This is a genomic window from Streptomyces sp. KL109B (assembly GCF_030766935.1).
In the GTDB taxonomy this organism is placed as follows: Bacteria; Actinomycetota; Actinomycetes; order Streptomycetales; family Streptomycetaceae; genus Streptomyces.
This window is the reverse complement of sequence record NZ_JASERL010000006.1, coordinates 235,309-258,433: the sequence shown is the minus strand read 5'-3', so window position 1 is coordinate 258,433 and position 23,125 is coordinate 235,309. Positions and strand designations below refer to the sequence as shown.

At 71.4% G+C, this 23,125-nt stretch carries 21 protein-coding genes; 13 read left to right on the top strand and 8 right to left on the bottom strand.

Annotated elements, in window-relative coordinates:
• Positions 1-6: 6 nt before the first annotated feature.
• From RBJ65_RS21980 to RBJ65_RS21965, 4 genes are read left to right on the top strand one after another with little or no spacing between them, the layout of a single operon-like run.
• The gene (locus RBJ65_RS21980; protein WP_306316771.1) at positions 7-1,335 is read left to right on the top strand and encodes an extracellular solute-binding protein; all 1,329 of its coding nucleotides are present in this window, start codon (positions 7-9) and stop codon (positions 1,333-1,335) included.
• Entirely contained in the window at positions 1,332-2,321 is a 990-nt protein-coding gene (locus RBJ65_RS21975) for a carbohydrate ABC transporter permease (protein WP_306316772.1), read from the top strand. The genes RBJ65_RS21980 and RBJ65_RS21975 overlap by 4 nt, the downstream gene beginning before the upstream one ends.
• A complete protein-coding gene (locus tag RBJ65_RS21970) occupies positions 2,318-3,166 on the top strand; it encodes a carbohydrate ABC transporter permease (protein WP_306316773.1) in 849 nt (282 codons plus the stop codon). The genes RBJ65_RS21975 and RBJ65_RS21970 overlap by 4 nt, the downstream gene beginning before the upstream one ends.
• 53 nt (positions 3,167-3,219) lie before the next feature.
• Positions 3,220-4,896: a glycoside hydrolase family 13 protein gene (locus RBJ65_RS21965; protein ID WP_306316774.1), complete on the top strand. Its 1,677-nt coding sequence runs from the start codon at positions 3,220-3,222 to the stop codon at positions 4,894-4,896.
• Here RBJ65_RS21965 and RBJ65_RS21960 read toward each other — a convergent pair.
• A complete protein-coding gene (locus RBJ65_RS21960) occupies positions 4,888-5,775 on the bottom strand; it encodes a carbon-nitrogen hydrolase family protein (RefSeq protein WP_306316775.1) in 888 nt (295 codons plus the stop codon). The two genes, RBJ65_RS21965 and RBJ65_RS21960, sit on opposite strands and share 9 nt — an antisense overlap.
• Before the next feature lie 116 nt (positions 5,776-5,891).
• Between RBJ65_RS21960 and RBJ65_RS21955 the strand changes: the two genes are divergently transcribed.
• Both RBJ65_RS21955 and hisD (RBJ65_RS21950) read left to right on the top strand, forming a co-directional pair.
• Positions 5,892-6,803 (top strand): LysR family transcriptional regulator, encoded by a 912-nt coding sequence (locus tag RBJ65_RS21955; protein WP_306316776.1) that lies wholly within the window; start codon positions 5,892-5,894, stop codon positions 6,801-6,803.
• Between the two features lie 93 nt (positions 6,804-6,896).
• The gene (gene hisD / locus RBJ65_RS21950) at positions 6,897-8,258 is read left to right on the top strand and encodes a histidinol dehydrogenase (RefSeq protein WP_306316777.1); all 1,362 of its coding nucleotides are present in this window, start codon (positions 6,897-6,899) and stop codon (positions 8,256-8,258) included.
• Positions 8,259-8,355: 97 nt separating this feature from the next.
• Here the strand turns inward: hisD (RBJ65_RS21950) and RBJ65_RS21945 are convergent, their stop codons facing one another.
• Positions 8,356-9,354 (bottom strand): LacI family DNA-binding transcriptional regulator, encoded by a 999-nt coding sequence (locus RBJ65_RS21945; protein WP_306316778.1) that lies wholly within the window; start codon positions 9,352-9,354, stop codon positions 8,356-8,358.
• Positions 9,355-9,514: 160 nt separating this feature from the next.
• On the opposite strand from RBJ65_RS21945, the gene RBJ65_RS21940 reads away from it, so the two are divergent.
• The 7 genes from RBJ65_RS21940 (at position 9,515) to RBJ65_RS21910 (ending at position 16,878) form a co-directional block, all read left to right on the top strand.
• Complete coding sequence (locus RBJ65_RS21940; protein WP_306316779.1) at positions 9,515-10,654, top strand: cupin domain-containing protein; 1,140 nt, start codon at positions 9,515-9,517, stop codon at positions 10,652-10,654.
• 5 nt (positions 10,655-10,659) lie between these two features.
• Positions 10,660-11,361: an alpha/beta fold hydrolase gene (locus RBJ65_RS21935; protein ID WP_306316780.1), complete on the top strand. Its 702-nt coding sequence runs from the start codon at positions 10,660-10,662 to the stop codon at positions 11,359-11,361.
• Positions 11,362-11,442: 81 nt separating this feature from the next.
• Positions 11,443-12,753 carry a histidinol dehydrogenase gene (hisD, locus tag RBJ65_RS21930; protein WP_306316781.1) on the top strand — a complete coding sequence of 437 codons (1,311 nt, stop codon included), beginning with the start codon at positions 11,443-11,445 and terminating at the stop codon, positions 12,751-12,753.
• Positions 12,750-13,556 (top strand): SDR family NAD(P)-dependent oxidoreductase, encoded by an 807-nt coding sequence (locus RBJ65_RS21925; protein WP_306316782.1) that lies wholly within the window; start codon positions 12,750-12,752, stop codon positions 13,554-13,556. The genes hisD (RBJ65_RS21930) and RBJ65_RS21925 overlap by 4 nt, the downstream gene beginning before the upstream one ends.
• The gene (locus tag RBJ65_RS21920) at positions 13,553-14,320 is read left to right on the top strand and encodes an HpcH/HpaI aldolase/citrate lyase family protein (RefSeq protein WP_306316783.1); all 768 of its coding nucleotides are present in this window, start codon (positions 13,553-13,555) and stop codon (positions 14,318-14,320) included. The genes RBJ65_RS21925 and RBJ65_RS21920 overlap by 4 nt, the downstream gene beginning before the upstream one ends.
• Positions 14,321-14,420: 100 nt before the next feature.
• Complete coding sequence (locus RBJ65_RS21915) at positions 14,421-15,788, top strand: MFS transporter (protein WP_306316784.1); 1,368 nt, start codon at positions 14,421-14,423, stop codon at positions 15,786-15,788.
• A gap of 91 nt (positions 15,789-15,879) precedes the next feature.
• Positions 15,880-16,878, top strand: coding sequence for an ester cyclase (locus RBJ65_RS21910; RefSeq protein WP_306316785.1), 999 nt, complete (start codon positions 15,880-15,882; stop codon positions 16,876-16,878).
• 77 nt (positions 16,879-16,955) lie between these two features.
• On the opposite strand, the gene RBJ65_RS21905 is transcribed toward RBJ65_RS21910, so the two are convergent.
• Genes RBJ65_RS21905 through RBJ65_RS21880 form a run of 6 tightly spaced genes read right to left on the bottom strand, consistent with a single transcriptional unit; the run spans position 16,956 to position 23,026 of the window.
• Positions 16,956-17,816, bottom strand: coding sequence for a phosphogluconate dehydrogenase C-terminal domain-containing protein (locus RBJ65_RS21905; protein ID WP_306316786.1), 861 nt, complete (start codon positions 17,814-17,816; stop codon positions 16,956-16,958).
• 2 nt (positions 17,817-17,818) lie between these two features.
• Positions 17,819-18,637: a sugar phosphate isomerase/epimerase gene (locus RBJ65_RS21900; RefSeq protein ID WP_306316787.1), complete on the bottom strand. Its 819-nt coding sequence runs from the start codon at positions 18,635-18,637 to the stop codon at positions 17,819-17,821.
• On the bottom strand, positions 18,637-19,398 hold the full coding sequence (locus RBJ65_RS21895) for a triose-phosphate isomerase family protein (RefSeq protein WP_306316788.1): 762 nt from the start codon (positions 19,396-19,398) through the stop codon (positions 18,637-18,639). The genes RBJ65_RS21900 and RBJ65_RS21895 overlap by 1 nt, the downstream gene beginning before the upstream one ends.
• On the bottom strand, positions 19,398-19,859 hold the full coding sequence (locus RBJ65_RS21890; RefSeq protein WP_306316789.1) for a ribose-5-phosphate isomerase: 462 nt from the start codon (positions 19,857-19,859) through the stop codon (positions 19,398-19,400). The genes RBJ65_RS21895 and RBJ65_RS21890 overlap by 1 nt, the downstream gene beginning before the upstream one ends.
• A 51-nt stretch (positions 19,860-19,910) precedes the next feature.
• Positions 19,911-21,641, bottom strand: coding sequence for a dihydroxyacetone kinase family protein (locus RBJ65_RS21885; RefSeq protein ID WP_306316790.1), 1,731 nt, complete (start codon positions 21,639-21,641; stop codon positions 19,911-19,913).
• Positions 21,638-23,026 (bottom strand): MFS transporter, encoded by a 1,389-nt coding sequence (locus RBJ65_RS21880; RefSeq protein WP_306316791.1) that lies wholly within the window; start codon positions 23,024-23,026, stop codon positions 21,638-21,640. Before RBJ65_RS21880 ends, RBJ65_RS21885 begins: the two co-directional genes overlap by 4 nt.
• Between the last annotated feature and the right edge of the window lie 99 nt (positions 23,027-23,125).

The following is a 23,125-nucleotide window of genomic DNA, read 5'->3' as shown; positions in this document are numbered from 1 at the left end:
CAAGCCATGGCCCTGCATCGCAGAAGCCTGCTGGCGGGCGCCGGGAGCGCCGCCGCGGCGGGCCTGTTGTCCGGTTGCGGAGGACGCGAACTCGACGATCTGCTCGCGCGGGCCGCCGCCGTACCCAACAAGCCCGCCCGGATCGCCTGGTGGGTCTCCGAGATTCCCTCGCGGCGGGGCGCCGTCGTCGCGGACCTGATAATCCGGGCCTTCGAGCGCCGCCATCCCCAGGTGCGGATCTCGAAGGTCAACGCGCTGTCCACGTCGGACGGCAACCGCAGCGCCCTCACCACGCAGCTCGCGGGCGGCTCGCCCCAGCCGGACGTCTACCTCGGCGACACCACGTGGCCGCCCCAGTTCGGCGACGCGGCGCTCGCGCTGCCCGTGGACGAGCTGCTGCCCAAGGGCTTCTGGGACGCCTATCCGGCCGCGCTGCGGCGCAGTTCGACGTACGAGGGCGCGGCGTACGCGGTGCCGTTCTTCCTGGACGCCACGTATCTCTACTACCGCAAGGACCTGTTGGCGAAGCACGGGCTGCGGGTTCCGCGCAGCTGGGAGGAGTTGCTGCACACGTCGCGGACCGTGCAGCGCGCCGGGGACACCGAGGCCGGGTTCTTGTGGCAGGCGGCGGTGACCGAGGCACTGACGGCGAACGTCACCGAGTTCGTCGCCGACGCGGGCGGCACCGTACTCGACGCGCGGGGCAGGGCCTCCTTGAGCGGGGCGGCGGCGGAGCGCGCGTTCTCGCTGATGGCGGAGTTCACCAGGAGCGGGGTCACACCACGTACGGTGACGACCTATCAGGAGGCGGACTCCCAGGACGCGTTCGCAAGCGGCCGCGGCCTGTTCCTGCGCAACTGGTCCTACGCGTGGGTCAACTCGTCCGACCCGAAGGTCTCGCGCGTCGCGGGCAAGGTGGGTGTCGTGCCACGGCCCGGCTTCGAGGGCATCGGTCACGGTGGTGTCTCCTGCGCGGGCGGCTGGAGCAACTTCGTCAACCCCGGCTCCCGACAGCTGGGCGCGGCCATGGAGTTCGCCCGGTTCTGTGCGGGCGAGGAGGTGCAGCGGCTGCTCGCCCGGGAGGCCGGTGTCGTCCCGGCAATGACCTCGGTGCTCCGGGGCCGCGAGGCGCGCGCGGCCGGCGATCCGACCGTGTTGCGCGCCGCCGATCTGCGCCTCGTCGCCCGCCCCGTGCAGACCCCGCACTACCCGCAGGTCAGCAAGGCGCTCTACACACCGGCCAACGCGGTCGTCGGCGGCGACCTCTCCCCCGCGGCCGGAGTGCGGGCCGCACAGGACGGTCTCCGTACGGCTCTGGAAGGGAAGGCGCTGTGAGTTCCGCGCTGCAGTCGAAGGCACCGGCGACGGCGAAGGGCGGGGGTCCCGCGCGTCCGGGCGGGCCCCTGGAGCGGCCTGCCGCCCCGCCCGGGTCGGCAGCGCGCCGCCGCGCCCGCACCGGGTGGCTGTTCGCCTCGCCCGCGCTGCTGGTCGTGACGCTGGTGACGGTGTTCCCGGTGGTCTTCTCGCTGGCGCTGTCGTTCTCCGAAGTGCGCCTGGACTACGGCGGGTTGCGGCTCGGTTCCCCGACGCTCGCGCACTACGAGGCCCTGTTCGGCGATCCGGAGTGGTACCACGCGCTGGCGTTCACCCTGGGCTTCACGGTCGTCTCCGTGCTGCTCGAACTGGTCCTGGGCACGCTCGTGGCCCTCGTCCTGGAGCGGCTCGGCGCGGCCCGCGGCTGGCTGATCGCGCTGCTTCTGCTGCCGTGGGCGCTGATCAATGTCGTCGCCGCCCAGTTGTGGTCGTACCTCTTCAACGGCACGTACGGGGCGGTGAGTTGGCTGTGCGAGCAGGTCCTGGGCGGGCAGCCGGACATTCTGGGCCGACCGGTGCCCGCGATGGCGGCGATGGTCGCCGTCGACGTCTGGAAGACGACACCGTTCGTGGCGATCGTCGTGCTCGCCGGGCTGATGCTGATCCCGCAGGAGGTGTACGAGGCCGCGGAGATCGACGGCGCCGGGACGTGGGCCACGTTCTGGCGGGTCACGCTGCCGCAGCTGAAGCCGATCGTGGCCATCGCGGTGCTGTTCCGCATCCTTCAGGCCTTCGGCATCTTCGACCTGCCGTTCGTGCTGACGCAGGGCGGTCCCGGCACGGCCACCCAGTCCGTGGCGATGCTCGGCTACCGGATCCTCTTCCAGGATCTCGACTTCGGCGGTGGCGCCGCCGTCGCCGTGTCCACGGCGGCCGTCGTCATGGCCTGCTGCCTGCTGTTCCTGCGCGTGCTGCGCTCCCAGGCCGATGAGGAGTCCCGAGGATGAGCCGCCACACCCCGCGTTCCGGTGTCCGCCGGTACGTCAATGTCGTCAACGTGGGCGGGCTGCTGATCGCCGTCTGCGCCACCCTTCCGCTGCTGTGGATGGCCTCGGCCTCGTTCAAGGGCCCCGCCGAGATCAGCGCGAGCCCGCCGTCGCTGCTGCCCGGGGCGCCGACACTCGACAACTACCGGACCGCGTTCGTCCGCAACGGCATCGGCGGCTACTTGCTCAACAGTGTCGTCGTGGCCTGCGTCTCGACCACGCTGATCCTGTCCCTCGCCTTCCTCGCCGGATACGCCCTCGCCCGGTTCTCGCTGCGCGGCCGGGGAGCCGTCATGACGGCACTCCTCATGCTGTCGGTGTTCCCGCCGATCGCCCTGCTGGTCCCGCTGTTCCTGATGGAACGTCAAGCGGGGCTGCTCAACAGCTATCCCGGACTCGTCGTCCCGTACGTGGCGCTGAACCTGCCGTTCGCGATCTGGATCATGCGCAACTATCTGAGCAGGATCCCGCGCGAACTGGAGGAGGCGGCGACCGTCGACGGCGCGGGCGCCCTGCGCACCGCGCTGACGGTGATCCTGCCGCTGGCCCGGCCGGGCCTCTTCACCGCCGGGGTGTTCTCCTTCACCGCCACCTGGTCCGAGTTCCTGCTGGCGCTCACCTTCAACGGCGTCGACGACCGGCGCACCGTGTCCGTGGGCATCGCCCTGTTCACCAGCCAGTACCAGGTCCCGTACGGAGTCATCTTCGCCGGGGCGATGGTGGCCACGGTGCCGATCGCCCTGCTGGTCCTGATCTTCCGCCGGTCGGTCGTCTCCGGCATGACCACGGGCGCGGTCAAGGGCTGACCGCGCTCCCCGTACCCGCCACCTTGAAAAACCCCACCCCGAAAGGCCCTCACATGCCCCAGCGTCCCCACCCCGTCGGCACCTCCGCCGGCACCTGCGTCGACGCCGACTGGTGGCGGCAGGCCGTCGTCTACCAGGTCTATCCGCGCAGCTTCGCCGACGCCGACGGTGACGGCATCGGCGACATCCGAGGTGTCACCTCCCGGCTGCCGCACCTCGCGGACCTCGGGGTGGACGCGGTGTGGCTGAGCCCCTTCTATCCCTCGGAGCTGGCCGACGGCGGGTACGACGTCGCGGACTACCGGGACGTGGATCCGCGGCTCGGCACCCTCGACGACTTCGACGCGATGGTCGCCGAGGCGGAGCGCCTCGGCCTGAAGGTCATGGTGGACATCGTCCCCAACCACTCATCGGACCAGCACGTCTGGTTCCAGGAGGCCCTGGCGTCCGGGCCCGGTTCGGCCGCCCGCGAGCGCTATGTGTTCCGTGACGGCCGCGGCGAGCACGGCGAGCTCCCGCCCACCGACTGGCCGTCCAGCTTCGGCGGCCCCGCCTGGACGCGCGTCGCAGACGGCCAGTGGTACCTGCATCTCTACGCTCCCGAGCAGCCGGACTTCAATTGGGACAACCCCGAGGTCCGCGAGGACTTCCACACCACGCTGCGGTTCTGGTCGGACCGGGGCGTCGCGGGCTTCCGCGTCGATGTCGCGCACGGCCTCGCGAAGGATCTGCGCGAGCCGCTGCGCGATCTGGGCGACGCCCTCAGCTACCAGCCCGGCGCGCTGCCCGACGACGGCAGCCACCCGCTGTGGGACCGGGACGCGGTCCATGACATCTACCGTGGCTGGCGGCGGGTGTTCGACGCGTACGAGCCGCCGCGCTTCGCGGTGGCCGAGGCCTGGGTGCGCTCGTCGCGGCGCGCCCCGTACGCCTCCGCCGACGAACTCGGGCAGGCGTTCAACTTCGACTTCCTCGACACACCTCTGGACGCGGACGCGATGCGGGCCACCATCGATCGCGCGCTCGCCGACGCCCGCGTTTGCGGCGCCACCAGTACGTGGGTGCTCTCCAACCACGACGTGGTGCGCCACCCTTCCCGGTACGCACTGCCGGCCGGCGCCTCCAAGGCGGACGTGGCGGCCTGGCTCATGACGGACGGACAGCACCCGTCCCCCGACTGGGAGTTGGGCCTGCGCAAGGCGCGTGCCGCGACCCTGCTGATGCTGGCCCTGCCGGGCTCCGCCTACCTCTACCAGGGCGAGGAGTTGGGCCTGCCTGAGGTCTGCGACCTGCGCGCCGATGACCTCCAGGATCCGATCTGGGTGCGCAGCGGCGGCCGTGTCAAGGGCCGGGACGGCTGCCGCGTGCCACTGCCGTGGACCCGCGAAGGCGCCAACTGCGGCTTCGGCAGCGGAGGTTCGTGGCTGCCGCAGCCCGCCGACTGGGGCGCGTACGCCGCCGACACCCAGACCGGCGAAAAGGGCTCCGTCCTGGAGCTGTACCGCGCGGCGCTGCGCCTGCGCAGGGAGCTGGTCGCGGACGAGACACTGGAGTGGGCCGACGCGACGCCGGGCCTGGTCCACTTCACCCGCAACGGCGGCACCTGGCACACCCTCGCCAACCTCTCCGACACACCACGCCCCTTGCCGGAGGACGGCACGGTGCTGCTCGCGTCGGGCCCGCTGGCGGAGGGAGAGCTGCCCGCGTGGACCACGGTGTGGCTACGCTGACGGGTCGCGCGTGGCCGCCCGCCACCGCGCGGGGTCGATCCGGCCTTCGTACAGGGGCAGTTCGAGCGGCGCCTGCCCCTCCGCGAACGGGTCCCACACCCGCGTGAGGCCCGCCGTTCCGTGCGTGCGCACCCTGCGGGCCTCGCCGAGGTCGAGGACGTCCGTGACGATCTGGTCCGTGGCGGTCCCGGCCTCGGCGCGCACCCGGCCCTCGGGGTCGACGACGACGCTGCGGCCGACGCCGTCGGGCTGGGCGGCGTTGACGCTGGCCATGGCCACCTGGTTGACGATCGCGTTGGCGCGGGCCAGGACGAGTTCCTGTGCGCGGTCGACGGTCGGTGTGCGGACCAGGTTGAGGACGAGGTCGGCACCCTGCCAGGCGAGGTGGCGGGTGACCTCGGGGAACCATGCGTCGTAACAGATGGACAGGCCCACGCGCCCGTACTCGCCCATGTCGAAGACGACGAACTCCCCGCCGGACGCGGTGGTTTCGTAGGGCCGCCAGGGGAAGACCTTCCGGTACGCCGCCACCCGTTCGCCCCGCGGCGAGTACACGGGCGCCGTGTTGTAGATCAGGCCGTCGGCCCCGCGCTCGTAGACGCTGCCGGGCACGAGCCACACACCCACCTCGCGCGCGAGGTCGGCGAGGCGGGCGCCGCGCGGGCCGTCCAGTGGCTCGGCCGCCGCCGTCATGACCGCTTCCGGGTCCTCGTCGGGCCGGTGGCCGCACACGTGCAGCTCCGGGTAGACCAGCAGCCGGGCGCCGGGGTGGGCGCGGGTGACACGGCGTACGTCCGCCGCGAACGCGTCCAGGGTGTCCTCGGCGGCGTGATGGTGTGCGGCCGACTGGACGAGGCAGAGCGACAGGGGACTGGACATCGGCGGGAGGGACCTCCGGGCAAGGTGTGTGGGGGCCCGCACGAGCCAACCAGCCCACCCGCCATCGGACAACCCCCGTGTTCCCTGCGCGAACCACAGGGCTAGCCTGTGGCCGCATGACACTCACCCAACTGCGGGCCTTCGTGGAGGCGGAGCGGCTCGGCTCGTTCACCGCCGCCGCGCGGGCCCTCGACATGGCCCAGGCATCCGCCTCCGAACTGGTGCGCCGCCTTGAGGCGGAGCTGGACGCCGAGCTGTTCGTGCGCGGCAGCCGGACCCTCGCCCTCACCTCCGCCGGGCAGGAACTCCTGCCGTACGCCCAGCAGTCCGTGGCCGCCGCCGACGGTGGCACCCGCGCCGTGCACTCCCTCGGCTCGCTCGGCGGTGGCACCGCCACCTTCGGTGTGCTGCGCAACGCCGACTACTACCTGCTGTCCAACCTGGTCCAGCTGTTCCACGCCCGCTACCCGGACGTACGGGTGCGGCTCGTCGGGCAGAACTCGGCGGAGACGGCGGCGGCGGTCGCGGCGGGCCGCATCGAGGCCGGCCTGGTCGTCCTCCCCATCGACGACGAGGAACTCCAGGTCACGCCGCTGCTGCGCGACGAGGTGTACTACGTCAGCGCGAGCGAGGAGCGCACCGGCGCACCGGTCACCATCGAGGACTTCGCGCGGGCCCCGCTCGTCCTGTACGACGCCCACTACGGCTGGCAGGACCCGACCCGGCGGCAGCTCGCGGAACGCGCGCAGTACGCGGGCGTCCGCGTCGACCCGCTCATCGAGCTCGAACACATCGAGGCCGCACTTAAGTTGGTGGCCACAGGCGTCGGCGACACCATCGCGAGCCGCGCCGTCGTCGACAGCCCGGCCTTCCCCGCAGGACTGCGCACGGCCCGCTTCGCCGACCCCCTCTACGACACCATCGCGCTGGTACGCCGCCGGGGACACCCCCTGTCCCGCGCCACCCGCGAACTCGTCCGCATAGCCGAGGACACCCTCCGCGAGATACGCGCCGAGCGCAGCCTCTGAGCGGCCCGCATCCCCCAGCACAGGTAAACCCTGTGGATTGGACAGGAATCGCCCCTCTAGTCCTGTGGCTCCGACCCGTCTAGCGTCCTCGCCATGCAGATCACGCACGACGAAGCCCAGGCCCTCCCTCCCCTCACGTGGCTCAAGAAGCCGTCCGTCGACGGACCGCCCGCCCAGCGCGACCCGAAGGTGGTCGAGCGCGTCTCCGCGATGCTCAAGGACATCGAGCACAAGGGCATGGACGCGGTCCGCGGCTACGCCCAGGAACTCGACGGCTGGTCCGGTGAACTGGAGATCTCCGAGGCCGAGTTGAAGAAGTCGGGGGACGCCCTGCCCGCCGACGTCCGCACCGCCCTGGAGATGGGCTACGAGCGCACCCACCGGTTCGCCGCCGCGCAGCGCGAGCACCTGACCGACTTCGAGGTCGAACTCGCCCCCGGCGTGAAGGGCGGCCAGCGGTACGTGCCGGTCTCCCGCGTCGGCGCCTACCTCCCGGCCGGCCGGTTCCCGCTGCTCGCCAGCGCGTTCATGACGGTCAACGTCGCGAAGACGGCGGGTGTCCCCACGGTGGTGGCCTGCACGCCGCCCTCCGGTGAGCACGGCGCCCACCCTGCGGTCCTGTACGGCGCCTACCTGTCCCGCGCGGACCGGGTGTTCGCCCTCGGCGGCGTCCAGGCGCTCGGCGCGATGGCCTTCGGGCTGCTGGGCGAGGCGCCGGTCGACATGCTGGTCGGCGCGGGCAACGCGTTCGTCACCGAGGCCAAGCGGCAGCTGTTCGGCCAGGTCGGCATCGACCTGCTGGCAGGCCCCTCCGAGGTCGCCGTCATCGCCGACGACAGCGCCGACCCGGTGTGGGTCGCGGCCGACCTGCTGGGGCAGGCCGAGCACGGCCCGAACTCCCCCGCCGCGCTGATCACCACGTCGGAGAAGACCGGCCGGGCCGTCGTCGCGGAGATGGAGCGACAGCTCGCCTCCCTCGCCACCCGCGAGATCGCGGGACCGGCGTGGCGCGACTTCGGCTCCGTCATCGTGGTCGAGGACCGGGACGCCGCCGTCGCCGTCGCCGATGTCATCGCCCCCGAGCACCTTGAGGTGCACACCGAGGACGACGACTTCTACCTGGAGAACCTCACCAACTACGGCTCCCTCTTCATCGGCCAGTGGTCCACGGTCGCGTACTCCGACAAGGGCATCGCGGGCACCAACCACGTGCTGCCGACGGGCAAGACCGCGCGCTACAACGCGGGCCTGTCGGTGTCCCGGTTCCTGAAGCCGCTGACGTACCAGCGGGCCGCGAAGGAGGGCACGGCGGCGCTCGCCCCGGCCGTCGAACGGATCTCGGCGTTCGAGGGCCTCGCCGCCCACGGCGAGACCGCCACCCTGCGCATCGACCGGATCGGCCGCGACTCCGGCGCCTTCGACGCGATCCCGGACGCGCTGCGCAAGCGGCTCTGACCGCGCCGGTCACGCCCAGGCCGGTCACGTCCAGGCCGGCCACGTCCAGGCCGGCCACGCCCGGGCCGGGGCCCGTCGCGGGTCCCGGCGCGCCGGATCAGCGGAGCTCGGCGTGGGTGGCCCGGGGCACGAACTCGGTCGGCAGGACGAGGCGCTCGCCCGCCGGGTCGACCTCGCCGCTGATCCGGCGGGCCAGCAACCGGGCCGCCTGGCACGCGAGTTCACCGAGGTCGTGGCGGACCGTGGTCAGCCGGAACACCTCCCAGTCGGCCATCGGCAGATCGTCGAAGCCGATGACGGTGAGGTCGTCGGGGACCTTGACGCCCGCCGCGAGCGCGGCGTTGAGGACACCGATGGCCACCACGTCGTTGCCGCAGAACACGGCGGTGGGCGGTTCGGCCGCTTCCAGGAGCGCGGGCAGCGCCGCGTAACCGGTCTCGTACTCGAAGGCGCCGCGCACCACGCGGTCCTCCGGCAGCCCGATGCCGGCGTCGGCGAGGGCGAGCCGGAAGCCCAGTTCGCGGTCGCGGCCGGTCGTGGTGTTGGCCGCGCCGAAGATGCCGGCGATGCGCCGGTGGCCGAGCCCGACGAGCTGCCGCGCGACGAGGCGTCCGCCGCCCTCGTTGTCGACGACGGAGGCGAAGTCGCCGGGCCGGCCGGTGTCCCGGTTGAGGAACACGTACGGCATGCCGCGCCGCTCCAGGAGGGCGGGCAGCCGGGAGTCGGTGGTGGCCGTCGCGAGGACGACACCGTCGAGCGACTGGTCGAGCAGCTTCTCCTCGGCGACCGCTTCGTCGGAGCGCTCGGTGAGCAGCATCATCCGGTAGCCGAGCTGCCGCAGCTCGTCATGGAGCGGGGCGACGACGTGCGGGTAGAACGGGTTGGTCATGTCGGTCACGATGACGCCCACGCGGCGGGTCGCCCGGGTCGACAGGGTGCGGCCCGCCTCGCTGGGTACGTAGTTGAGCGCCTGGGCGGCCCGTTTGACCTTCTCGCGCGTGGCAAGGGACACGCGGGGGTCGTCACGCAGGGCGCGGGACACCGTGGGCTGCGAGACACCTGCGAGTCTCGCGACGTCGTGACTCGTGATCCCCATGACTCCCTCTCCTCGGTACCGGCAGCCGTACCAGTATACGTATGCCGTTGCCGGGTCGGCCGGACAGAAGATGCGCCACACCCTCTTGACACGACACACCACATACCTCTGTCATGGCTATACATACGTATTCCATGATGCCCAGCGATGGAGTTCCGCCATGCCCGATGTCACCGTGTCCACCTCCGAGCTCGAGCGCCGTACCGTGCGCCGCAGCGACTTCGTCTCCTGCAACCAGGCCTTCATCGACTGCCGTACGCCCGGCTCGGACCGGAAGGAGAACTACGCCATGATCGGGCCGGGCGTCTCGCAGGCCGCGGGCCAGCATGTGAACCTCCGGCTGCCGCACGGCTACAACATCGGCGCCGCCGCCATGCCGCACGGCATCACCAACAATCTGCATCTGCACTACACCGCCGAGGTGTTCGTCTGCACCGCGGGCGAGTACCTGCTGCGCTGGGGCGCCGACGGCGAGGAGGGCGAGCTCCCCATGAAGGCCGGGGACATCGTGTCCGTGCCCACCTGGATCTTCCGCGGCTTCACCAACACGGGTCCTGACGACGGCTGGCTGTTCACGGTGCTCGGCATGGACCACACCGGTGGCATCATCTGGGGCCCCTCCGTGCTGCGCGAGGCGGCGGAGCACGGCCTGTACCTCAGCGCCGACAACCAGCTCATCGACACGGTCGCCGGGGACACCCTTCCGCCGGAGTCCGAGCGGGTCACGCCCATGGCGCAGGAGTACATCGACCGGCTGCGGCACTACAGCGCCGACGACATGAAGCGCCGGGTCGCCGCGGCCGACGAACTCGTGTGGTCGCAGCGCCCGTTCCTGGACAGCACCCTGCCCGGCGGCGGCGCCCGCCTGAGCTGCGTCATCGGGTACGGCATGACCGAGGACCTCCACCAGGAGCCGCGGGTGTTCAACCCGCACGGCCACAACGTGGCCTGGCTGCGCGCCGAACCGGGGCAGGGTGTCTCGCTGCACCGTCAGCACGAGACGCAGACTCTGATCGTCAAGGACGGCGAGTGGGAGATCACCCTCAACCGCACGGACCCCGTCACGGTGCGGCTCGGCCCGCGCGACATGGTGTCGGTGCCGCAGGACGCCTGGCGCACGCTGCGCAACGTCGGCGAGGAGGAGGGCGACCTGCTGGTGGTCAACTCCGGTGACGGCAGGGTGCGGTTGGAGTGGGACGAGGAGGTCCACAAGTGCGCCGCCGACGCGGGCCTGGGCCTCGACCACAACGGTTACGTCGCCCCGTACGCCCTGCTCCCGCGCTCCGCGCGCCGCTGGTGACCGGCGTGCCGCTGCCCCTGGTCGTGGTGCCCGGCATGCTCTGCGACGCGAGCCTGTGGTCGGACGTGACGTTTCCCGAGGGCCACCCCGTGCGCCACGTCGAGCTGCGGCGGCCGGGCATCGGCGCGCTCGCCGAGGACGTACTGGCCGCCGTGGAGGGGCCGTTCGTGCTCGTCGGGCTGAGCCTGGGGGCCATCGTCGGATTCGAGGCGCTGCGCAGGGCGCCGGAGCGGATCGCCGGAATGTGCGTCATGGCGACCAACGCGGCGGCCCCAAGCCCCGAACAGTACGCTTCCTGGCGGGAGTTGGACGCGCTCGTCGCCGACGGCCGGTTCGCGGACGTGGTCGAGCGTACGCTGCCGGGGATGTTCCCCGACGGGCGTCCGACGCCCGAGGGCGCGGGCCGCTACCGCCGGATGGCGGCGGCCGTCGGGCCCGACGCGGCACGCGCCCAGCTCGCCGCGCAGGCCACCCGCCAGGACGCGTTCGCCACGCTGCGCACCGCGCGCTGCCCGGCCGTCGTCCTCTCCGGCACCCGGGACGCGCTCTGCCCGCCCGCCTTCCACCACGCCATCAACGAGTCGCTGCCCGACGCCCGTATGCGCGAACTGCCCGACGCCGGACACCTGCTGCCGTGGCAGCGCCCGGACGCCGTGAGCGCGGCACTTCGGGACGTGGCCGGGCGCGCCGCAGTCCCCACCCCCTGACGGATCCGCCCAGAGATCCACGGATACACCCCGCCGCAGTCCCAACCCTCTGACAGTTCCACCCAGTTGAAGAGAGTCGTCATGCCCCGACACCTCAAGTCCCCCGTCCCCGCCGCCCAGGTGAGCGCCGCCCGCGCGGATGTCGCCGACCGGGTGCGCGCCATCCTCGACGACGTCCGCGAGCGCGGCGACGACGCGGTGCGCCAGTACTCGGAGAAGTTCGACAACTGGAGCCCGGAGTCCTTCCGGCTCTCGCCCGGGGAGATCGAGCGCATCGTCGCCGACGTCCCGGACACCGTCCTCGACGACATCCGGTTCGTGCAGAAGCAGGTGCGCACCTTCGCGCAGGCGCAGCGCGACTCCATGCTCGACGTGGACATCGAGACGCTGCCCGGCGTCCGCCTCGGCCACCGGCACGTCCCCGTCTCCGGCGCCGGCGCCTATGTGCCGGGCGGCCGCTACCCGCTGACCGCATCGGCGCACATGACGATCGTGACCGCCAAGGTCGCGGGCGTGCCCCGGGTCGCCGCCTGCACGCCGCCCATCCGCGGCGAGATCCCCGCCGCGACGGTGGCGGCGATGCACCTTGCGGGCGCCGACGAGATCTATCTGCTGGGCGGCGTGCAGGCCGTCGCGGCGCTCGCCGTGGGCACCGAGACCATCGGCAGCGTGCCGATGCTGGCGGGCCCCGGCAACGCGTATGTGGCCGAGGCGAAGCGCCAGTTGTTCGGCGAGGTGGGCATCGACCTGTTCGCCGGGCCCACGGAGATCCTGGTGGTCGCGGACGAGCACGCGGACCCCTTCGTGGTCGCCGTCGACCTGCTCTCCCAGGCCGAGCACGGCCCGGACTCCCCCGCCGTCCTCGTCACCACGTCCGAGGAGCTGGGGCGCGAGGTCGAGCGGCACATCGAGCGGCTGCTGCCGGGCATGCCGACGAAGGACTTCGCCGGTCCCGCCTGGCGCGACCACGGCGAGATCGTCGTCACCGACACCCTCGACGAGGCCTTCGAGGTCGCCGACTCGTACGCGAGCGAGCACGTCGAGGTGCTGACCGAGAACCCGCGCCAGGCGCTGGACAAGATGCGTGACTACGGCGCGCTGTTCCTCGGCGAAGGTACGTGTGTCAGTTACGGCGACAAGGTCATCGGCACCAACCATGTGCTGCCCACGCGCGGCGCCGCCCGCTACACCGGCGGCCTGTGGGTCGGCAAGTACCTCAAGACGGTCACCCACCAGGAGGTCACCGACACCGCCTCGTCGGCGCTGCTCGGCGAGGTGTGCGGGCGCGCCGCGCGCGTCGAGCTCTTCGAGGGGCACGCGCGCTCCGGCGACGTACGGGCCGCGAAGTACGGCGACAGGGTGCTGGAGTGGAACGAGGAGGCGGGCGCATGACGAGCGAGCGCATGGCAAGCGACCGCACGACGGCCGGGCGCACGGCTCCGCTGTCCGGACGGACGGCGCTCGTCACCGGCGGCGGCAGCGGCCTGGGCCGGGCCATCACCCGTTCCCTGCTTGCCGACGGCGCCCGCGTGGTGATCACGGGGCGGGACGTGGACACCCTGAAGCGCACCGCCGACGACCTCGGCCCGAACGTGGTGCCTCAGGTGTGTGATGTGTCGCGGCCCGCCGAGGTCGACGCGCTCGCCTCGGCCCTCGCGGACGAGGAGATCTCGATCCTGGTCAACAACGCGGGCGTCGCGGGCCCGGTGGCACCGCTGACGGACATCTCGCCCGAGGAGTGGGACGAGGTCTTCGACATCAACGTACGAGGTGTGTTCCTGATGTGCCGGGCGTTCCTGCCGGCCATGACGCGGCGCGGCTCGGGTGATGTCATCAACGTGGCCTCGGTGTCGGGCAAGCGTCCGCTGCTGCGCCGCACCCCGTACTGCGCGTCGAAGATGGCGGTCATCGGCCTTACGACGACCCTGGCGGGCGAGGTCGGCCCGAAGGGCGTCACGGTCAACTCCCTGTCGCCCGGCCCGGTTTCGGGTCCGCGCATGGAGCGGAACTTCCGCCTGGAGGCCGAGCGGACGGGCAGCAGTTACGCCGAGGCCGAGGAGGCGTTCGTGTCCCGTGCGGCGCTCGGCCGGATGGTGACCGAGGAGGAGGTCGGCGAGGCGGTGACCGCGATGCTGCGGATGCGTGGCATGTGCGGCGCCGATGTCGACCTGTCGGCGGGGATGGTGGCACGATGACGGCCCACCGCACCCCGCGCCGCAGCCTCAAGCAGCGCCTGAAGGACGGCGATTCGCTGCGCGGCGCACTGCTGCGGCTGCCGTCGGAGACGCTGGTGGAGATGGCGGGCGTCGCCGGTCTCGACTACGTACTCATCGACTGCGAGCACGGCCCCGCGGACGCCGCGCTGCTCCAGCAGCACATCATGGCCGCCGAGGCGCACGGCATCGACGTGCTGGTACGGGTCGGCACCGCCGAGCCCGCCCTGGCGCTGCGGGCTCTCGACCTGGGGGCCGCCGGGCTCGTCCACCCGCACGTGGACAGCGCCGACGACGCCCGCCGGGCGGTGGCCGCGAGCCACTATCCACCGTGGGGCGAGCGGGGCTTCGCCACGTACAGCAGGTCGGGGCGGTTCGGCACGGTCACAGCGGCCGAGCACGTGGCCGCGTCCCGCGAGACGTTGGTCGTGGCGATGGTGGAGACGGAGCGCGCCTGCGCCGCCGCCGACGCGATCGCCGGCACCGAGGGCGTGGACGCGGTCCTGGTGGGCCCCGCCGACCTCGCGGCGGACTGCGGCTTCCCGGAGCCGACGGTCGTGCAGGAGCTGCTCCAGCAGGCTCACCGGGCGGCGTACGAGCACGGGCGTACGGTGATGTCCATCGTGCCGGACCTGCCGTCGGCGCGGGCCGCCGAGGAGTCGGGTGCCCGGCTGACCGTCTTCAACATGGCGCACGTGCTGATGGACACCATGAGCGCGCTGGCCCGCCCCGTCCGCACCTCTTGACGCCCCACCCACCGAACCCTACGGTTCACCACTAACCCCCGATTCATACGTATGCACTTCGGCATGCACACCCCTCATCCGCCGCGCGATCGGAGCAGCCATGTCCTCTGCAGCGCCACCCCGCACCGCCCCACAAGACGCCCCCGACGAGGCGGAGCGGCGGAGCGCGATTCGCCGCGCCATCGGCGCGGGCAGTGTCGGTAACTTCGTCGAGCAGTTCGACTACGGCCTGTACGGCTACATGGCGCCGATCATGGCCCCGGCGTTCTTCCCCGAGAGCGACAAGACCGTGGCCGTGCTGGGCACTTACGCGATCATCGCGATCGCCTGTCTGGTCCGTCCGCTCGGCGGGACCGTCCTGGGCCGCTGGGGCGACCGGGTGGGCCGCAGGAAGACACTGTTGTGGACCCTGATGGCCATGGGCGTCTCCACCGCTCTGGTGGCCGTCCTTCCCACCTACCACCAGGTCGGCATCCTGGCGCCGCTCCTGCTGCTCGCGCTCCGCGTGGTCCAGGGCGTCGTCTCCGGCGGCGAGTACGTCGGCGCGGTGGCGTTCATCGTCGAGTGGGCGGAGCCCAACCGCCGCGCCTACTACACCTCGTACGCCTCCAACAGCTGCTTCGTCGGTACCCTCGCGGGCGCCGGCGTCGCCGCCCTGACCAGCTGGGTGTTCGAGGGTCCCGCCCTCGACTCGTGGGGCTGGCGGATCCCCTTCCTGCTGGCGGTCCCGCTCAGCCTGGTCGGCCTGTGGATGCGGCGGCGCATCTCGGAGAGCCCGGAGTTCGTGCGGGCCACCGACGACGGCGCCAATGTGGTGAAGTCCCCTGTGCGCGAGGCGCTTCGCTCGCAGTGGCGGCCGATCCTGGTCTACTGCGGCATCTCCATCATGTGCGCGATCCTGTCCTACACCTGGGTCACGTTCTATCCGCAGTACCTCACGGACACCCTCGGTCTGCCGCGCTGGATGGGTCTGGCCTCCAACGCGATCTCGATCGCCGTCCTCATCCCGCTGCTGCCGCTGGCCGGAAAGCTCTCGGACCGCATCGGCCGCAAGCCGATGCTCATCACGGGCGCCGTGGCCTGCATCGTGCTGGTGCCACTGGCCTTCCGGGTCGGCGAGGAGGCCACCTTCGGCGCGGCGATCGCCAGCCAAATCATCTACCTGGTACCGGAGTTCTTCCTCACCGGCATCATCACGGTCTGCGCGGCGGAGCTCTTCTCCACCCGCACCCGGTTCAGCGCGAGCGCCATCGCCTACAACAGCTCGTTCTCGGTCTTCATGGGGATCACCCCGTTCGTGGCGACGCTGCTCGTCGACACCTTCGGCACCATCTACGCCGTGTGGGCCTATCTGGCAGCCGGGGCCGTCCTGGCCCTCGTCGTCGTCAGCACCTTCATGACGGAGACGTACCGAAGCCAGTTGGGAGCCGACAAGTTCCCCCGTCGCGAGACACCGAAGACCAGCTGAACCCGTGTCCTGGCACCCCTTGCCCGGCACCCCTCACATCAGTCACGCTACATACGCATTCACACCGCACTGGAACGGAAGAAGAACCACCATGGCCCTCGACCCCGTCGCCTACCAGCCGTACAACGACCCGGACGAATTCATCCGCGAGGTGACCGACCGCATCTGGGTCGCGCGCGACATCGACCACATCGTCGAGAACTACGAGCCCGACTCGATCGTGCACGCCAGCCTCGGCACGGTCGTCGGCCGTGACGGTGTCATCGAGGGCAGCACGATGCGCATGGCCGCCGTGCCGGGGCACATCGGGCAGGCCGAGGACGTCGTGTGGGAGGCCCGCGGCGACGACGCCTTCCTCAGCTCGCACCTCGTCTTCTCCGCCGACGAGCACCTGCACGACGGCCGGAACATCCGGGTCCGCAAGCGCACCATCGCCAACTGCCTGTACCGGCGCGGCCGCATGGTCGAGGAGTGGGTGGTGCGCGACGATCTGGCGGACTGCCTGCAGCTGGGCATCGACCCGGACGAGGCCGCGCGCGAGCGGCAGTTCCAGGGCTACACCGGGTCGATGACGGAGGCGCCGCCGAAGGACGTGCTCCTGGAGGGTGTCAGCGGGCCGCGCCCCGACGACTTCCGTCCCGAGTGCGAGATGGTTCTCGACTTCATCGAGCAGGTGTGGTCGCAGCGCCAGCTCAACAAGGTCAACGACTTCATGTCCCGCGACCTGTTCCTGCACACCATCGGCGACCGCACCGTCATCCGCCCCGAGCGCTACCAGGCGGACCTCCTGGAGATGGTCGGGCCCTTCCCCGACGCCCGGTTCTCCGTCCTGGACGTCCAGGCCCACCACGCCGAGCGGTACGCGGGCCTGCGGATCGCCGTGACGTGGACCATGAACGGCACGTACCGGGGCACCCCCACCTTCGGCCCCCTCACGGGCAAGCCGGTGACGGTCATGGGTGTCTCGCAGTTCCTGATCCAGGACGGCCGCATCGTGAAGGAGGTCCGCGTGTACGACGAGATCTCGCTGCGGGCCCAGATCAACGCGGGCCGCGAGGACGGCGCGGACGTGGCTGCGAACATCTACTGATCCGGGAGCGGATACGCAGTGTGCCGGCCGCGGCGGAGAATTCCGCCGCGGCCGGCACATGTGCGTCACGCTTCGGTTCAGCGCTTGATTTCCTTGATCTTCAGCATCTTCGTGATGACCTTGTCGAGTTCGCCGTCGTCGAAGACCTTCTTCCAGTCGTCCTTGACGATGGAGTCGCGGCCGTAGTCCATGGCGATCAGGCAGGCGTCGGAGAACGGGTTGTCGCCCTTGAGGGTGTTGGCGAGGGCGACCTGGGTGTGGCCGAGGAGCATGGCGCGGGCGGCCTTCTCCGGGACGCCGACGGTGTGCACGGTCTCGTGCAGCGCCTCGTTGAGGAGCGCGCCGACCATGCAGGCGATGGTCTCGACGAGGGTCGGCTCCAGGACGGCGAGCTGCTTGACGGTGACCCAGTGGACGTCGACGACCGGCGCGTACATCACGCGGATCACGGACTCGGCGAGCGCCTGCTTCTCCGCGTCGCCACCCTCGTAGGCGGCGACGACCTCCTGCGGGGCCGCGATGCCACCGAAGGTGTCGTCGAGTTCGGCCTGCGTCCTGCGCTGCAGGAAGACGGAGGGGTGGCAGGGGTGGGCGCACACGTAGTGGACGTCGCCGCGCGCGTGCAGCAGGCCCGCGTACGCGGCCGCCGGGTCGAGGGTGAGGACGACGGCGCCCGGCTTCAGGAGCGGGACGAGCTGCTCGGAGACGGTGCCGAGGACGATGTCCGGCACAGCCAGGATCAGCACGTCGGCCCGCTGGGCTGCGGCCTCGGAGTCCGTCAGCTCACGACCGAGGGAGCGGATCAGCTCCTGCCCCTTGGGCGAGTTCTCGGAGAAGAGGACGGTGAAGTCGCTCTCGACCAGGTTGTTGGAGACACGCTGGCCCATCTTGCCGGCGGCCCCGATGACGGCAACGGTCTTGTTGTTCTCGGCGGCCATGTTCATTCGCCTTTCGGGAGGTTCAGGAGTGTGCTGATGCTGTGGTGTGTCCACTGGTGTTCGAGCTCGGCGGTGGCGTCGAAGCCGCCGTCCTGCCACGGGAGCCAGTGCTCCACGATCTGGTTGACCGACGCGGGGTCGGGGGCGTGCGCGCGGACGGCGGCGATCATCGACTGGTAGTCGAGGAGGCCGGTGCCGAGCGGGGCTCCTGCGTAGGTGAAGCCCACCCAGCCGTCCCTGCGGCTGAACGCGAAGTCCTTGACGTGCACGTTCACCACGTACGGCGCCGCCAACTCGACCACCTGGGACGGGAGTTCCAGGCGGGCCACGCAGTTGCCGGGGTCGAGGACGATGCCGAGGCGGGGGCTGTCGACGGCGCGGACGACGTCGACGAGGTCGGCGGTGGCCACCTGCTCGTACGTCTCCAGGCCGAGCGTGACGCCCTGCTCCTCGTACCGGCCGATGACCTGTTTCAGCAGGGCGGTCGACTCTTCGACGCCGGGCTTGTGGTCGGTGGTGTGCAGCATGGAGCGTACGAAGGTGACTCCGAGCCGCTCCGCGATGCGGAGGTAGCGCTCCAGATGGTCCGGGGCGATGCCGCGGGTGCCGAGTTCGAGGGTGACACCGAGGTCGGCTGCGGCCGTCCTCAACTCGGCGAGCCGGGCGTCGTCGTACGTCTCGATGGGCGCGTAGTCGCAGATCTGGAAGACCTGGCCGCCTAGTTGGTGGATGTCCCGGAGCATGTCCAGGGCGGTCATGGGCTCGGGCGCGCGCGACGAGATGCGCCAGAAGTACGCGTAGGTGCTGATGCCGTACGCCATTACGCCACCGCCTCCCGTGCGTCGACCTCGTCGAGGATGCGGGCGACAGCGTCCGGGTCGTGGGCGAAGCGGCCCAGGAAGAGGCCGTCGACGGCGCCGCCGATGCGGGTGAGCAGGCCGGGGCCCGCGCTGCCGCCGTAGATCACGGTCGAACCGGCGTGCTGGGCACGGGAGTTGAGCCACTCCCCCAGTGCCGCGCACACCGTGGTGATGTGTTCGGGCGAAGCCGGTTCGGGGGCGCCGATGGCCCATTGCGGTTCGTAGGCGAGGACGACGGGGCCGTCCAGGCCGTAGAGGAGTCGGGCGGCCTCGGCGACGGTGCGGCGCGCGGCCTCCGCCGGGTCCACGGGGTCGAGTTCGCCGACGCACAGGACCGGGGTGAGGCCGCTGCGCAGCGCGGCGGCGGTCTTCGCGGCGACGACCGTGTCCCCCTCCCCGTACAGGCGGCGGCGCTCGGCGTGTCCGACCTCGGCGTAGCGGCAGCCGATCTCCTTGAGGTAAGGACCCGACACCTCGCCCGTGTAGGCGCCCGCGTCCTCCGTGGCGAGGTCCTGCGCGCCGACGTCGACGCCGCTGCGCGCGAGGATCCCGGCCACCGGCACGATCGCCGGGAAGGAGGGCAGCACGAACAGGCGCGCACTGCCGCTGGTGACGGCCGGGTGCCGGTCCGCCAACTGCACGATGCGGCGGGACCAGTTGAGGGTCTCGTGGTGGCCGAAGTACATCTTCAGGCTCACGCCGAGCAGCACGGGGGCATCCATCAGGCGGCCTCGTAGTCGCTCATCAGCTGGACCTTGGCGGCCGATGCGGACTGCTCGTCGAAGCGGTAGGTGAGCCACTCGGCGGCGAGGCGGCGGGCCAGTTCGAGGCCGACGACGCGCTGGCCGAAGGTGAGGACCTGGGCGTTGTTGGAGAGGATGGCGCGCTCGACGGAGAAGGAGTCGTGGGCGGTGACGGCCCGGATGCCCTTGACCTTGTTGGCGGCGATGGCGACGCCGAGCCCGGTGCCGCAGATCAGCAGCGCCCGGTCGGCCTCGCCACGGGCGACGCGCTCGGCGGCCTCGATGGCGATGGTCGGGTACGCGGTGTGCCCTTCGGCGTCCACGCCGACGTCGGCGACGGAGGCGACCAGCTCGCTGGCCTGGAGGTCCCGCTTCAGGGCCTCCTTGTACTGGTGTCCTGCGTCGTCGCAGCCGATGACGATGCGGAGCTTGTCGGTCATGACCAACTTCCTTGACAGTGTTTGCTGGTTCCGGGGTGTTCGGTACGTGGTTCAGGTGGCCGCGAGGACGCCCGCGACGGCCCTCGTGATCAGGGCGAATGAGTGGGCGCCCGCGTCGGGGGTGCCGAGTGCCTTCTCGGCGTGCGGGCGGGCGCGGCCCATGCGGGGCAGCAGGTCGGCGGTGGCGCGGGCGGCGTCCTCCGCGGCGGAGGCGGCGGTGGCCCAGGCGGGGGCGAGCCGGTCGCCGAGGGAGTCGTCGGAGTCGTCGACGGCGTCGTTCAGGGCCGCGGCGAACGGGACGAGGGCGTCGACCATCGTCTTGTCGCCGACCTGCGCGCCGCCGAGTTCGCGTACGGCGCGGTCGGCGGCCGAGACACCTTCGGCGACCCGGGCCGGGGTGGGCCGCCCGGTGTCACCGAGGGTGTCGCCGAGGGCGCGGAGCATCGCACCCCACAGCGCGCCCGATGTGCCACCCGCCTCGTCGGCCCAGGCGTCTCCGGCGAGCCGCAGCGTGGTTCCGGCCCCTGCGCCCGCGGCGACCGCGCGCTCCGCCTCGGCGTGGGCGGCGTGCGAGCCGCGCCGCATGCCGATGCCGTGGTCACCGTCTCCGGCGACGGCGTCGATGCGGCCGAGGTCGTCGGCGTGGGTGTCGACGGTGGTGCGGGTGGCGGCGAGCGCGGCGAGGACGCGGGTGGCGGTGGCTCGGGAGTCGGCGTCGGCAGGCGGTGGTGTGTCGGCGGTGACCGGCTGCCGGGTGGTGGTCTTCTCGTGCGCGGGAGTCGGGGTGACGGCTCCCTTGCGGAAGGCGGGGGCGTCGGCGGGTGCCTGCCACAGCTCGGCGAGCTCGTCGTCGAGCCAGGTCAGGGTGAGCGACACACCGGCCATGTCGAAGCTGGTGCACAGCTCGCCGACCTCGGGGTCGACGGCGGTCACGCCTGCCGCCGCGAGGAGCCGGTCCACCTCCCCGTACAGCACGAACAGCTCCTCGTACTTGACGGAGCCGAGGCCGTTGAGGAGCACGGCCGCCCGGCCGCCGCGCACCTGCGGCAGTTCGGCGAGGAGGCTGTCCACGAGGAGGGCGGCGAGGGTCTTGGCGTCGGGGACGTCCTGCTCGCCGATGCCCGGTTCGCCGTGGATGCCGAGGCCGACGGCCATCCGCCCCTCGGGGACCGTGAACAGGGGCTGTTCGGCGCCGGGCAGGGTGCAGCCGGTGAAGGCGACGCCGAAGGAGCGGGTGCGTTCGTTGGCACGGGCGGCCGTGGCGTGCACCTCGTCGAGGGTGGCGCCGCGTTCGGCGGCAGCGGCGGCGAGTTTGAAGACGGGGAGGTCCCCGGCGATGCCCCGGCGCTTGTGGTGCTCGTCGGCGGTGGCCGAGGAGATGTCGTCGGTGACGGCGAGGGTGCGGGCGGGGATGCCGTCGGCGGTCAGGCGCTGGGCGGCCTGCCCGAAGTGCAGGACGTCGCCCGCGTAGTTGCCGAAGGCGAGGAGGACACCCGCGCCGTTGTCCGCCTCGGCGGCCACGTCGTGGATCTGCCGGGCCGACGGCGAGGCGAAGACGTTGCCGACGGCGGCGCCGTGCGCGAGGCCCTGGCCGACGAGGCCGGAGAAGGCCGGGTAGTGGCCCGAGCCGCCGCCGATGACGAGGGCGACCTGGCCGGGGGCGGTGCCGCCCGCCCTGACCACGCCACCGGGGACGGAGCGGACCCAGCGGCGGTGGGCGGCGACGAAGCCGTCGAGCGCTTCGTGGGCGAAGTCGGCGGGGTCGTTGGCTATGCGGGTCACTTCGAGACCTCCGCGTACTCGGCGTCCGTGCCGGTGCGGCGGCCACGGGAGGCGAGCGCGATCATCAGGGCGGCCGAGACGAGCATCAGCGCGCCGACGAGGAACAGGGGTACGTAGTAGGCGCCGGTCCAGTCGTGCAGCCAGCCGGTGACGTAACTGGCCGCGAATCCGGCGACGTTGCCCATCGTGTTGATGAGGGCGATACCGGCCGCGGCGGCGGCGCCGGTCAGGAACCGGGAGGGCACGGCCCAGAACACCGGGAGCGCGGCGAAGATCGCGCAGGCGGTCACGGTGATGACGGCGACCGTGGCGGACGGCGAGTTCATGTAGAGCGCGACGGGGATGGAGACACCACCGACGATCGCCGGGGCTGCCACGTGCCAGGTTTTGGTGCCGCGCCGGGTGGCGTCGCGGGACCAGAAGTAGAGGACTATCGCGGCCGGCAGATACGGGATCGCGGTGATCCACGCCTTGTCCATCACGGAGAACGAGGTGCCGAACTGGTCCTCGAAGCCGCTGATGATGGTGGGCAGGAAGAAGGCGAGCGCGTACAGGCCGTAGACGAAGCCGAAGTAGACGACGGAGAGGATCCAGACGCGGCCGTTGGTGAAGGCGGCGAGGAGATCGGCCTTGCCGTGCCCGCTCCCCTTCTTGCCCTGCTCGTCTCCGTGGCCGGTCTTCTCCGCGTTCTCCGCTTCCAGCTCGCTGGTCAGCCAGTTCGCCTCCTCCGCGGTCAGCCAGCCGGCGTCGGCGGGCCTGTCCTTGAGGTAGAACCAGCCGACCAGGCCGAGGACGATCGCGGGCAGCGACACGAACAGGAACATCACGCGCCAGCCCTCCAGGCCGAAGAGGCCGTGGTGGCTGATCAGCCAGCCGGCGAGCGGGGCGCCGAAGACGGTGGTGAGCGGCTGGGCCAGGTAGAAGAGGCCGAGCACCTTGGTGCGGTGCCGCTGCGGCACCCACTGGGAGAGGAAGAGGATCGCGCCGGGGAAGAATCCGGCCTCCGCGACACCGAGGACGAAGCGCAGCCAGTACAGCTGCTCCGTCGACTGCACCCAGGTGAACAGGAGCGAGACGATGCCCCAGGTCACCATGATCCGGGCGAGCCAGCGGCGCGCGCCGAAGCGGTGCAGCGCCATGTTGCTGGGGACTTCCAGAACGATGTAGCCGATGAAGAAGACACCCGAGGCGAATCCGTACTGAGCGGCCGTGAGCCCCAGGTCCTGGCTCATGCCGTTCGACTCCGCGAACGAGACCGCGGTGCGGTCCAGATAGTTCACGAAGAACATCAGCGCCACAAAGGGCACGATCCGGACGGTGAATTTCCTGATCGCCGATTTCTCGACGGCCGACTGGCCGGCCTCCAGGGAAGGCAGGGCACCCATGGCGACTCCTCACTCGCTCCGGACTGCTCTGTCCGGCACCGCTCACGTTAGTCCCGACCGGTTAATTGGTAACCAATTTACCGCCGTGTCGAGACTCAC

Excerpts from the sequence above, each read along its gene's own strand:
- RBJ65_RS21980 (WP_306316771.1), top strand. The coding sequence starts at position 7 with ATGGCCCTGCATCGCAGAAGCCTGCTGGCGGGCGCCGGGAGCGCCGCC.
- RBJ65_RS21925 (WP_306316782.1), top strand. The coding sequence starts at position 12,750 with ATGACGAGCGAGCGCATGGCAAGCGACCGCACGACGGCCGGGCGCACG.
- RBJ65_RS21905 (WP_306316786.1), bottom strand. The coding sequence starts at position 17,816 with ATGGCCGCCGAGAACAACAAGACCGTTGCCGTCATCGGGGCCGCCGGC.
- RBJ65_RS21920 (WP_306316783.1), top strand. The coding sequence starts at position 13,553 with ATGACGGCCCACCGCACCCCGCGCCGCAGCCTCAAGCAGCGCCTGAAG.
- RBJ65_RS21895 (WP_306316788.1), bottom strand. The coding sequence starts at position 19,398 with ATGGATGCCCCCGTGCTGCTCGGCGTGAGCCTGAAGATGTACTTCGGC.
- RBJ65_RS21910 (WP_306316785.1), top strand. The coding sequence starts at position 15,880 with ATGGCCCTCGACCCCGTCGCCTACCAGCCGTACAACGACCCGGACGAA.
- RBJ65_RS21965 (WP_306316774.1), top strand. The coding sequence starts at position 3,220 with ATGCCCCAGCGTCCCCACCCCGTCGGCACCTCCGCCGGCACCTGCGTC.
- RBJ65_RS21890 (WP_306316789.1), bottom strand. The coding sequence starts at position 19,859 with ATGACCGACAAGCTCCGCATCGTCATCGGCTGCGACGACGCAGGACAC.
- RBJ65_RS21915 (WP_306316784.1), top strand. The coding sequence starts at position 14,421 with ATGTCCTCTGCAGCGCCACCCCGCACCGCCCCACAAGACGCCCCCGAC.
- RBJ65_RS21900 (WP_306316787.1), bottom strand. The coding sequence starts at position 18,637 with ATGGCGTACGGCATCAGCACCTACGCGTACTTCTGGCGCATCTCGTCG.
- RBJ65_RS21945 (WP_306316778.1), bottom strand. The coding sequence starts at position 9,354 with ATGGGGATCACGAGTCACGACGTCGCGAGACTCGCAGGTGTCTCGCAG.
- RBJ65_RS21960 (WP_306316775.1), bottom strand. The coding sequence starts at position 5,775 with ATGTCCAGTCCCCTGTCGCTCTGCCTCGTCCAGTCGGCCGCACACCAT.
- RBJ65_RS21880 (WP_306316791.1), bottom strand. The coding sequence starts at position 23,026 with ATGGGTGCCCTGCCTTCCCTGGAGGCCGGCCAGTCGGCCGTCGAGAAA.
- hisD (WP_306316781.1), top strand. The coding sequence starts at position 11,443 with ATGCCCCGACACCTCAAGTCCCCCGTCCCCGCCGCCCAGGTGAGCGCC.
- RBJ65_RS21955 (WP_306316776.1), top strand. The coding sequence starts at position 5,892 with ATGACACTCACCCAACTGCGGGCCTTCGTGGAGGCGGAGCGGCTCGGC.
- RBJ65_RS21940 (WP_306316779.1), top strand. The coding sequence starts at position 9,515 with ATGCCCGATGTCACCGTGTCCACCTCCGAGCTCGAGCGCCGTACCGTG.
- RBJ65_RS21970 (WP_306316773.1), top strand. The coding sequence starts at position 2,318 with ATGAGCCGCCACACCCCGCGTTCCGGTGTCCGCCGGTACGTCAATGTC.
- hisD (WP_306316777.1), top strand. The coding sequence starts at position 6,897 with ATGCAGATCACGCACGACGAAGCCCAGGCCCTCCCTCCCCTCACGTGG.